Annotated in this window: 1 protein-coding gene and 1 pseudogene; both read right to left on the bottom strand. The window is 40.9% G+C overall.

The window, feature by feature from the left end:
* Nucleotides 1-160 precede the first annotated feature (160 nt).
* Nucleotides 161-11,780, bottom strand: a pseudogene (locus tag BMZ99_RS04170) (amino acid adenylation domain-containing protein).
* A gap of 121 nt (nt 11,781-11,901) precedes the next feature.
* On the bottom strand, nt 11,902-12,894 hold the full coding sequence (locus BMZ99_RS04160; RefSeq protein ID WP_090933233.1) for a phosphoadenosine phosphosulfate reductase domain-containing protein: 993 nt from the start codon (nt 12,892-12,894) through the stop codon (nt 11,902-11,904).
* Nucleotides 12,895-12,950: the final 56 nt, after the last annotated feature.

Here is a 12,950-nt window from a genome sequence, read left to right as displayed (position 1 = left end):
TGAGAGATAAAGAGTATTCTTGTTTGCGGATCAAGGGCTTGAATCGTTTCTGCGGCTTTGTTTTGGTGATCTGCATTGGACAGAAAACAAACCAGTGTTTTGATCTTAACCGACCCATGATTTGGCAAAGTTTTCTCCTGCCAAACTTCTTCAAATGTCATCATTTCAATAGCTTCCTTTCTGTATTCTCCTGTATTTTGATGCCTTTCATCCGAATACAAATCTTCCCTTGTTCATTCAATAAGCTGATATCAAACCCAGGAAATTCATCCTGGGTTTCACTGCCATTAGGATTACGAATTAGAGCCCACATTGTAAGATCCGGCGGGCAAAGGATCCCGATTTCTTGTAACGCAAGGAGAGCATACATGCTTTCATTATCAAATCCAGCCATTAGAACCATTGCTGCCTGCAAAGCAGCGTCCAGTAAAACGGGATGCAGGATAAACTGATGCTGTGTATCTGCAAGAGAGGAAGGCAAAGTCAGCTTTGCTAGTGCTTGTCCTACTCCTGCGTACACCTTTTCAATCCCTTTATACTCTGCCTTATAGATACCCTCTAACCTCTCATAAATTTGAACAGATGTAAGGATAGTCTGGCAGCACTCCTTTTGCAATGCTCCAATATCTAATGCTGGCGATTCTTCAGCGGAAAATAATTCTGCACTTCCCTGGCTGTAAACTTGCAGCTTTGCATCAGACTTTTCATTCTCACTATAAATTTCGTAAGAAATTTCTCCATTCTCTTCAGGACAAAGTCCGATATACAGCTGAATCCCCTGCTCGCCGATTGCATCCGGGCTAGCCCAAACCACATTTTTCAGCCGTATCTCATTTCTGTCTTTATAAAAAGATCCCGCCGAATGCGAGATTGCTGCTCGCGCTATTTCAAGATAAGCAACTGCTGTCAAAGACCGATGACCACTCACAGCAGTATGATTTATAAAAAATTCTTGCCCCGTAAAGTTTGAGATAAACCGCTGTTCAGAAAAATCAGAGATATTTTGATGCAGCAGCGGATGCAGAACGGTTGCAGCTGTTAAACCAGAAGCAGATTTAGTTCCACTGGATACCCAATAACGTTCCTTGGCAAATGGATATGTAGGCAGACTGACTCTTCGAGGCTTTGCCTCACCATAAAGCTTATTCCAGTCAAAAGACAGTCCCTTCGTCCATAAATTTAAAATCTTACTATACTTTCTTTTGGCTGCCCAAACATCAATTATTTGTTCAAAATCTTCATCAGCTGTAAAAACAGCGACAGTATCTTTATTACGCTTGACCTGTCCGCGATATACATCTTTAGTATTTTCCGGCTCGTTTAAAAAGCTTTTTAAATTTTCCTTAAGTTGTGCAATGGATTCCGCCATCACTGCCAAGCGTTCCTCCATAGCTTCTCGCCCTACCTGAAGGGTATACGCTATATCAGCCAGGTGATAATCCTCAAAATGCTGTTCTTCTATCGTGGTCAACAACTGCTGGACCTGTTCTTTCAGCCGCTCTTCATTCTTGGCTGACAATACAATCAGTACCGGATTCTGGGCATTGACCGGAATTGGATTGATGTTCTGCTCTTTGGGGATATATTCCTCAATTACCACATGAGCATTGACACCTCCAAAGCCAAAGGAACTCACTCCGCCCCGTCTTGGAATTTCTTTTCCTGCTGCGTCCTGCAGAGCTTTCCATTCTGTCTGCTCCTGCACAATGTAAAACGGGCTGCCTGTAAGCTGTATATATGGATTTATCGTATCGCAATGAAGACTTTTCACCAGAGTTTTATATTTTAGCTGCAGCAGCAATTTGATCACACCTGCTACTCCTGCTGCCAGCTCCAAATGACCAATATTCGTCTTCACTGAACCTAAACCGCAATGCCTGCTTGTCGCTGCAGCATCTCCTGTTGCTTGGTACAACTCCTTAAAAGCTGCTTTCAGTCCATTGATTTCAATAGGATCGCCAAGCGCAGTACCCGTTCCATGGGCTTCAATATAGGTAACGGTCCTGGGATCAATTCCTGCTTTTGTATATGCAGTTTCCAGCAGCTTAGCCTGTGCCTTGGGATTGGGAGCTGTCAAAGAATTGGCGTGCCCTCCATGATTCTCAGCAGTTCCTTTAACAATCCCATAAATATGGTCTCCGGCTGCTTCTGCATCTTTTAGCTTCTTTAGAAACAGCATTCCTACTCCTTCGCCTCGTACATAACCGTTGGCTTGGTCAGAGAAGGTCTTGCAGCGTCCATCCTCAGAGAGCATACCTGCTTTATTAAAGCTGATATGATTCTCAGGTGTTACCATTGTATTAATGCCGCCGGCAATCGCCATCTCACAGGCTCCATTTTCTATCGCAGTTACAGCACGATGGATCGCTACTAAGGAACTTGAACAAGCCGTTTCAATGGGTTCGCTGGGCCCATGGATATTTAAGAAATAACTCATCCGATTCGGACCTACTGACGGCAGCGTACCTGTAGAAGAATATCCTTCAAGTGCTGCATTAGAAAGCGATACTAAGCCGCTATAGCCGCTGCAGCTTGCAGTCCCTACGAAAATTCCTGTTTGCGTTCCCGAAAGACTTTGAGCCGAGTAACCGGCATCTTCAATTGCCTTCCAGGCATAAATCATTAATAGGCGCTGCTGCGGGTCCATTAATTCAGCTTCTCGTGGAGAAATTCCAAAGAATAAAGGGTCAAACTCCTCTATGCCATCAATAAATCCCCCCCACTTAATGTTAGTCTTATTGATGTCTTTCCCAGGATCACCATAATACTCCCGCCAATCCCAGCGACTTTTAGGAATCTCTGTAATACAATCCTTATCCTCCAGAAGATTCTTCCAAAGTTCGTTTATATCTTTAGCCATGGGGAATATGCCACTGACACCAATTATTGCAATGGCTTCCTGCTCTTTTTCATCTACCTTGGCCAACGCCAGGGGCATTGTCCTTATAAATCGAGAATAACTTTTCGTATACAGGTCCTCTGCGGGCACATATATCGTGGTTTGTTCAGCATTCACAGCTGCTGCAAATTGTGATGCCAGCAGAGTACGATACTCTTTAGTGAGATATTCTGCAAAACTCTGAATGGTAGAATATTCGAAGAATACAGCAGGAGTTAATTCAAATTTATATTCCTGATTCAGTAGATTCGCAAATTCAGTATACATAATAGAGTCAAATCCATATTCATTTAATTCCGTATTCCTGTCAATATCATTGGCTCTAACTTTGAGCAGGCTCGATACGACTTGGATCAAAATCATCTGTATGTTCTCTAGCTGACTGCCATTATCAATGTCTTTAGGTGAAATAAAATCTGTATCCTTTTGCCCTGCTATTTGTGATGAAAATACAGCCTGGTAACTTTCGAACAAGTACTCAGCAAAACGATGGAGAGTTGGATATTCAAAAAATATAACAGGTGTTAATTCAAGTTTATACTCTTGATTGAGCTGATTGGCAAATTCGGTGAATGTAATGGAATCAAAACCATATTCATTCCATTCAGTATTACTATCTATTTCTTCCATCCTGACCTTAAGCAGCTTGGATGTCATTTGTATTAAAAGGGATTGGATTCTGTCCAGCAGATTACTGGCATGAGCCGCTTCCGTAAAAGTTGATGCTGCAATGATTTTATCAGGCTGGGAGAACTGTGCTGTTAAAAGCAGTTTTTCCTGTATTCGCCCTGGCTCGCCTGTTATTACCAGCACTTGATCCTTATCTGTATTCAACCCTAAATAAAATAATCTTAGACCGCTGGCAGTAGGCATGGCGGCCATACCCATATTCCGCATCATTTTTTCGATTGCTTCGTTAACATTCATCCCGCCCTCTTGCCATAAAGGCCAATTGATGGCAAGCGTCTGACCCTGCCGCTGTTTTGCTGCTGCCAGACCATTACGATATCCGGCATATGCATTCATAAAGTCATTGGCCACAGCGTAATCAGCCTGTCCCACATTACCCAGACTTCCTGATATAGAGGAAAACAGAATGAAAAAATCCAGCTTCATATTTCTAGTGGCGTGATCCAGATACACCAGCCCTGAAACCTTCGGAGCCAAAACTTCCTGTATTTCTTCTTTCGTCTTTTTTATAATAAAATTATCCCGGATTACTCCTGCAGCATGAATAATGCCATGAAGATCACCAAATTGCTCCTGAATGCTTTGGATCAATCTGATAACCGTTTTCTTATCCGTTATGTCGGCCTGCCTGTATTCGATCTTAGCCCCCAATTCCATCAATCTCTTCAGTTTTTCACGCTTTTCTTCGTTAAGGGCAGATCGGCCCGTTAAAATAATGACCGGATTCTTAACTTGCTGTACTATCTCTTGAGTAAATAGTAACCCTAGACCTCCCGCACCTCCTGTGATCAAATAGATTCCCTGCTCTTTCCATGGAATGGGTAAAACCTCCAGGGAGCTTTCTATTTCCCTCCAAACAGCAACCCGGCGTTTGCCATTCAAATATTGAATTCTCCTATCCATCGGGCAGCGACTATTCTCTGCCAGCTTTTCCGAAAGTCTATCCCAAGACTCCCCTAATTCCACTTCAATCAATTGCCCCCATACCTTGGGATTTTCAAGCTGAGCTGTTTTTAGTAAGGCAAAAAGTGCAGAAAAGATCTGCTTCTCATCTTGTATTGAAACAACAAGTTGAATTAAAACATTGTGTCCAGGTTTGCTTCTAAGTACATTTTGAATTTCATCAAATACTTGAAATACATAGGATTGGAACCGCTCCTCCACCTGCTCCTGATTCGACTGTAAAATAAGGTAACGATTGCTGTTCATATTTCTCTTGATTTTTTCCTTAACCATTTCAACCGGTTCACAAAAGATTACGATCTGCTGCATATCATTCGGGAAAGCAGCTTCTGCATTGACATCTTTTACTATCCAGCTGGGATGGAACAGCAGCGTTTCCAGAACCGCTGCTGATTCTTTCTGAATCGTATCTTTCTCCATTCCTCTGGCGGAGAAGCCCTTTAATCGTACACAAATACCTCCCAGCTCATCACATATATCAATATCTAATTTTTGTATTTTATCGTCTGGTTTACTTCCATTGCTATAACGGACATGAGCCCATATAGCAGATGTACATTTCCCAAAAATCTCAATCTCTTGTAAGGCAAATGGTACAATTGGTTTTGAAGGCTCTATTTCGCCATAGCTCATGATTAAGCCAATGGATGCTTGTAAGGCTGAATCCATTATGCTGGGATGCATAATAAACTCTTCCTGTATATCACGAACATACGATGGCATAGAGAGCTTTGCCAAAACCTGATATTCTCCCACATAGATTTCCTTGATGCCCTGATGCCCTGGCCCATAATCAATTCCCATAGTCCTGTAAGCGTCATAGCACTGACCAGATGAAATAGTGCCATGACTGCATTGTCTTTGTAAGGCTTGCAGATCTAATGGGGGAGGTTCGGTAACCGGACTCAGTACAGCACGCCCCTGACTATGTACGATTGCTGCAGTGCCGCCCAACTCTGACTGACTAAATATTTCATAATGAATATCTCCATTTTCTTCCGGCAAGAGTCTGATTTGTACTTGCAATTCTTTGTCTCCCACAATCATCGGACGAATCCAAGTTACATTCTTGATTTTAATATTATTCTGTTTTTCGTGAATACCTGAAGCCAATACGACTGCCGCATGAGCAATTTCAAGATAAGCAACGCCCGGCAGCACTCGCTGCCCCTTAACAACATGATCCTTAAGAAAAAATTCATTCCCTGAGAAGACTGAACTAAAACGCTGTTCAAAAAAGTCAGAAGTATTTTGATGCAGCAAAGGATGGAGCCGCCCTGACTGTACTTCATATTTATTTACCAATACATTTTTATTGATAGGCAGCCAATGACGCTCCCTGGCAAAAGGATATGTTGGCAAGCTGATTCGTATGGGCTTAGAATGGCTGCTATATAACAAGCTCCAATCTACCTCTGCTCCTCCGACCCAAAGATGAGCCAAATTTTTATATTCCTTTTGCCTTATGACTGTTGCAAGAAATTCTTTACCACTGCTTCCTTCAAACAGGGCTGAAATGTTCTTTGTTTCCACTCCTCCGGCTCCTGTATAGACTTGTGTTATTCCTTTTTCATCGGTACAGTACTGTCTTAGCTTCTCAGTCAGCTCTCTTATATTAGCAGCAACGATGGCAAGTCTTTTATTCATAGCCTCGCGCCCCATCTGCAAGGTATACATCATATCAGTAAAAAAAGTCCCTATCCATTCTCCTTTTTCCTCACGTGCTGCAAATTCTTCTAAAAATGCAAGCATATCTCCAGCATATGCTCTAAGCCTGTCCTCACTCTTGGCAGAAAGCAGAAAAATATTGAGAATCTGATCGTTTATTTCAGCTTTTGCTTTCGTATTATAATATTCCTCTAGAACAACATGTGCATTTGAGCCGCCAAAACCAAAAGAACTCACACCGGCTCTCCTTGGTACGGTTTTCCCTGCACTATCCCTTATCCGTTCCCATTCCTGTGTTTCAGCTGCAATATAAAACGGCGTTTCTTCTAAGTTGATGTACGGATTCTGTTCCTTAAAATGAATCATTCCAGGCAGGACGCCTTTTTGCATTGCTAGTACTATTTTTAGCAGTCCTGCAACACCGGCACCAGCTTCCAAATGTCCTATATTGCTCTTTACGGATCCAAGGCCGCAGTACTTTTCCGCTCCTATTCTTCCCCACTTTTTACCCAATTCTTCGAAGGCCATCTTTATGCCGTTGATTTCAATTGGATCTCCCAAGCTAGTCCCTGTCCCATGGGCTTCAATATAGGTTACTGTCGATGGATCGATTTGTGCCTCACTATAAGCATTGATAAGCAAATCGGCTTGTGCATTAGGATTCGGAGCCGTTAATGAATTTGTCCGTCCTCCATGGTTTTCAGAAGAACCCCTAATAACTGCATGAATATTGTCACCATCCTTAATGGCTTTGCTGAGAGGCTTCAAAATGAGTACTCCTGCCCCTTCTCCTCTTACATAGCCATTTGCCTGGCTGTCAAAAGTTTTGCACCGCCCATCCACACTAAGCATCCCATTGATTCCCAGAGCAGTATGCATGAAAGGATTCAATATTACATTAACGCCGCCAGCAATTGCCATATCGCAATCACCATGTTGCAGCGCGTTCACAGCCCTATGAATTGCTACTAAAGAACTTGAACATGCGGTATCAATGGTTGCACTGGCCCCTTGAAGATTCAATAAATAAGAAACCCTGTTTGCAATCACACAGTTGATATTCCCTGAAATGGTATACGAATCAGCCTCAAGCCCGGAACATAACATCATATCCCAATAATCTGAGCTTACAGCTCCAACATATACACCTGTTTTAGTACCAGAAAATTCTGATGCCTTATAGCCCGCAATCTCGATTGCTTTCCATACTGTTTCAAGAAAGATACGCTGCTGGGGATCCATCTGCTCAGCCTCACGGGGTGAAATATTAAAAAATGCTGCATCAAATTTATCAACATCTTCTAAAAAACCTCCCCACTTTGCAAAAGGAATCTTCTTTTCCTCTGCGATTTTAGCATAATAATGATTGGAATCCCAACGCTCCCGAGGTATTGGTGTAATCAAATCTCTCTTATTTACAATATGATCCCAAAAAGTATCCAAATCAGGGGATTGAGGAAATGTACCTCCTATACCAATGATTGCTATGGGCTCTTTTTTCCATTTTCTCTGATCTGAATCGAATTCCATATTTGTTTGGTTGAAATCATCCACAGGATTGGTTTCCTGATTTTTAAGCTGACTTTTCTCTGAAATTGTCTTTACTTCAGCAGACACGCTGCCATACGACTTTTGAAGTTCATCTCTATAGGTATGCCAAAGAAATTCAATTACTTTCTTTACGGTCGTATAGGTATAAAATTGTGCAGGAGTGACGGAGATATGATATGTATCCTTAATTCTTTTGCTTAGCACAGTAAATCGGATCGAGTCAAAACCATACTCACCCATGGGAATTTCAGCATCAATCTCCTCAGCCGAAATTTTGACTACGCCTGCTACAAGCTGTGTGAGATCTCGTGAAAAAAGATCGAAAGCGGCTTCATGCGCTGAATCGACTGCTTCAACTTTAGTTTGGGAAAGCGACTCCTGTATCTGTTTCGACTCTTTGCCATAATGTCTGCTTAGCTCCTCTTCATAATTCCTTGACATGTAGTCAATTAATTTATTAACGGTTTCATAAGTATAAAATTGCGCAGGAGTAACAGCTATGTTATATGCATCCTTAATTCTTTTACTTAGCACAGTAAACCGGATCGAATCAAAACCATATTCACCCATGGGAATTTCAGCATCAATCTTCTCAGCCGAAATTTTGACTACGCCTGCAATGATCGATCTTAGTCAAGTCCTCTGCAAAATGAGCTGCCGCCTTAGAATCCTTTTCTTTCCTTTCGATGGTCTTTATACTGTCATTAATAGTAACGCTCATAAGATGATTTATTTCTTTATAGCCATACTTTTCTATCAGCTGAAAGTCAGGGACTGCTGTCAGCACTTTTCTGTCCACTTTCAAATTAAGAGTCAAGGGTAGCATCTCCAGATACACAAAGGAAGCAGGAATCATATAATCGGGGAGGAATTCTCTCATTGCTTCTTTAAGCTTGCTTCCTGCAATAAGATCTGTGAATTTATCTGGCACCATAAATGCAGCTAAGCTTTTATATCCTGTAGTATCTTCTTTCATTACGACTACAGCCTGTTTGACATCAAGTTGTTTTTGCAAGACTGCCTCGATTTCACCAAGCTCAATCCTGAATCCTCTCAACTTCACTTGATTATCGATTCTTCCTAAACAAATTACTCTGCCATCCGGCAAATATTTAGCAGAATCTCCAGTTCTATACATTTTCAATTGTAAATCCGCGGCATATGGATTTAATATAAATTTCTCACTAGTCAATTCAGGACGATTCAAATATCCTTTTGCCAACCCGTCACCGCCAATACACAGTTCCCCTTCCACTCCATCAGGTACTGGATTTAGATGCTCATCTACTATATAAAATTGAGTATTTCCAATAGGATACCCGATCGTTATTTCTTCCCTCAGATTGACTTTGGAAACAGAAGACCAAATTGTCGTTTCCGTCGGTCCATACATATTCCAAACTTCATTACTTCTTTCTAAGAGCTTTTGTGCTAATTGTCTGCTTAACGCTTCTCCGCCGCATAAAATCTTAATCGACGTTCTTTTATCCCAGCCAGCCTCTAAAAGCATTTCCCATGTTGCAGGCGTAGCCTGAACAACTGTAGCCCATTCATTTTCAACTCGTTCTTTTAGTGCAAATCCATCTCTGGCAATTTCTGTAGGCAATATTTCAACCTGCCCTCCAGTAATAAGAGGCAAATATAATTCAAGACCTGCAATATCAAAGCAGATTGTCGTTAACGCCAAAATTCGGTCTTCTTTTGTAAAACCTGGACACTTTGCCATCGCACAAAGAAAATTTGTCAATCCCCTCTGGGTTATTTCCACACCTTTTGGTCTTCCTGTTGAACCTGATGTAAAAATAACATATGCGAAATCCTCAGGTCTGACAGTCTTACTCGAATAAGAATAATATTTTCGCGAAGAGCTTTTGCCGCTATTCTTAGATATTTCCTCCCAGTCTGTATCTAGACATATTACCTTGGCAGTACTGCCAGGCAATTTATGCTTAATCTCATTCTGTGTTAGAATCATTTTAATATCTGCATCTTCAATCATGTGCAAGATTCTTTCTCCAGGATAAAGGGGGTCAATCGGCACATAGGTTCCTCCTGCTTTCAATACGCCCAGTAATCCCACCAGCATATCCAGTGATCGTTCCATAAAAATCCCTACCAAGGTCCCTTTACCTACCCCGACTCGATTTAAAAAGGCAGCAAGACGTGATGCTTTTTCTTCTAATTCCATATACGTCAGACTTTCATCCCTGCAAAGTACGGCAATTTTTTCCGGTGATTGCTTAACTCTCTCTTTAAATAATTCATGCATGCACTTGTCTCTTGGATATTCAGCAACTGTATGATTTCTCTCATATATTGCTTTGTGAAATTCAGCATCTGTCAAGGTAGTCAATTTACTTATGGGAGCATCTGGCGTGGCAGCAGCCCGCGCCATACATGCTGCAAGCCGATTCGTACCATTAACAGCTTTTGTTGTTGCTAACAGCGCCTCATTGAAAACAATCCGCCAAGTATTGCCCTTCTCTGGCACAAGTAATGAAATGCCGTATCGATTGCAGGCCTGCTGAGAATAATCCGTAAGATCTTTTACATATTCCACTGTGAATGACAGCAATTTTTTTTCATATACAGCAGAATTCGCCTTCAGTTGAGGAGTTCGAACAATAAGATCATGAAGAAATGTCTTATGCTCCTTTACAGATTGTATTTCTGCCCTTGCATTATCACAAATATCCCTAAAAGTAAAAGTATCATTCAATTCCAACTCCATGGGCACATGGACAGCAAACAGCGTATCCACTCCTTGAATATCGGCTCTTAATTCCTGGTATCCAAGAAAAATTTGAACACTGTTTGTCTTGCATTCTTTGGATAAAAACGTACTAATGGCAGCTAAACAACTTGCCAATCGACTGCCGTAATCCTGCTCTGCATAAGTGATAAACCCTTCTGCTATTGTAAAATCTACGAAGGAATTATGAAGGCTATCTATGCCCTCCGCATTTTGAATAGCACCTGGCCAGATAGCAGCATCCATTTTTGACATTTTTTTAATCCAATAGTCTTCAAATCGGCTTATTTTCTTATGCAATGCTGTAATTTTCGTACTTGTTTTCTTATCAATTTTAGGCAATACGCTCCCAATGTTTAAATTATATTGTTTTATAAAATTAAAAATTGACAATTGTGCTCCATGGATAGATCTGACTGAACATATCTCAATATCATTGCTTACCGTCGCCACTGTAAAGCTCAAATCTGTAATAGCAACAATCGTTCCAGGCTTTGCATCTGATTTATTTTTGGTAGCAATAATCTGGTCAACAATAATATACTCATCATTCACTGCCAACTTGGCAATTCCAAGTTGATTCTGATATTTTCCGAATTGCAGAGCTCTTACGGCTGCATCCATTTCCTCAGCAGAAGAGTCCCATGATAAAACACATCCGGCAGGAGGATGCTGATATTTTCCATAATACATTCGACGATTTAAATCTTGAAAGGTTAGTGAATAGCTCCCCTTAGCCAGCTCCTCTGCCAGATCCCTAAACGATTCCACCCCCGCCTTATAACATTTCACATTTAAAGAATGTGCTGTCTCCCCCTCTTCAACTGGTATTATCATTTGTTTTAGAATATTTCCTTTATCAACCGCAGAGACCATTTCATGCCAGGTGATTCCATGCTGTTTCTCCTGATTCAGGATAGCCCAAGAAGTCGCGTGTATCCCCGCATATTCAGGCAATAATGCATCATGAAAATTTATCGCCATTTTTTGCGGCAATGCAAGTACGTTTCTGGGTATTAGGCTAAGATAAACGATGCTAAATAAATAATCAAAAGGCTTTTGTTTTAAGAAATCCGCATAATCACTGTCATGATCTGCACATGTTATTCCTTTGTCTTCAGCCCATTCCCGAATGGAAGGATTGGAAGAAATAACTCCGTAAATATCATGACCGGAATCAATTATGAGTTCCCCGCAAGCAGTAAGTAATGCCCCGTCACCAATAATATAGCAGCTGAATTTACCGTCATTACCCATATGATCCCTCTCCTCAATCGATTTTCTTTGACTGATCGTCATTTCGTACTATCTACGTGTTTAAAAAACAGTTATAACCTGCCGGCTTTCAGCCAGGCAGGTTATAACTGCAAAAAAGTCCTTATATTACGTCCTCATATTTTAAGCCAAGTCTGTTAAGGGCATCCTCAACATATTCCATGGGAATTGGTGCATTAATAATATGAAGTGCCCTCTCTCTGCTCAATTCACCTTTGCGGATGAGAGTGCTTAGTTCAGTCTCATGCTGTGAATAGCCAAAGTTTTTTACTGCTAAGTGCTGAGACACGTAGTTAAAAAAGCAATTTGTTGAATCTGCCGGCCAACTCTTCTTAGGAAATCGGACATTAAATTCCCGGGTAAGAAATTTAATTATGCTTTCATCATCATATTTCATATATTGAAAAGGGTTTATTTGAACCATGGATTCAAACGTCTCATATAGATATAGCGCATGGTCATCTAAAATAGATAAAATGCCTTTAAAGGCAGGCTCTTTGCTAAGTTCATCATGAATGCTCTTATCGGATATATCAAATAACCAGTATAACTCCGTATTCTTAGCATATTCCTGTCCCTTGGTGTATCCTCCTAGTATTAAATTTATCCCGTGTTTGGATGCTATATCCCTGACATACACATCAAGTAATTCATGACAGGGCCTGCAATAATATATAGGCTTCTTCGATTTCAAGAGATAAATTAAGAAATTTTTAATTTCACCTGGCTTATAGACAATAAGATCTACTCCCAATTTACTGGTAACATTCTGTATATTATAGTACATTTCTTCAAGAGCAAACCCATTATCAATAAAAATTGCCAATGGGTTCAATCCTAATTCTTTTTTAGCCAGGTATAAGGTCATAGTACTATCCTTACCGCCAGAAAGTCCCACCGCACAATCGTACTTTCCAGTATTTTTCGATCTAGACTTTTCGATTTTAGCTTTTAACATTTCAAAATTTTTGTCTTGGCTGCTGGTATCCTCATCCTTTCTGTCTTGCTGCTGATTGCAGATATTACATACCCCTTTTTCATCTAATACAATGTGGGGATTTGTTTCAGGCATTATACATTTTTCACAGCGTATCATAAAAAGAACCTCCTCTTATTCTTCTACTCTCTTTTCCTTCGTTAAGATGGCATTAC

The sequence above is a fragment of the Pelosinus propionicus DSM 13327 genome (genome assembly GCF_900114615.1).
In the GTDB taxonomy this organism is placed as follows: Bacteria; Bacillota; Negativicutes; order DSM-13327; family DSM-13327; genus Pelosinus; species Pelosinus propionicus.
This window is presented reverse-complemented; position numbering and strand designations above follow the sequence as displayed.

What these genes read in the sequence shown, in the direction of transcription:
- BMZ99_RS04160 (WP_090933233.1), bottom strand. Translation starts at nt 12,894, where the DNA reads ATGATACGCTGTGAAAAATGTATAATGCCTGAAACAAATCCCCACATT.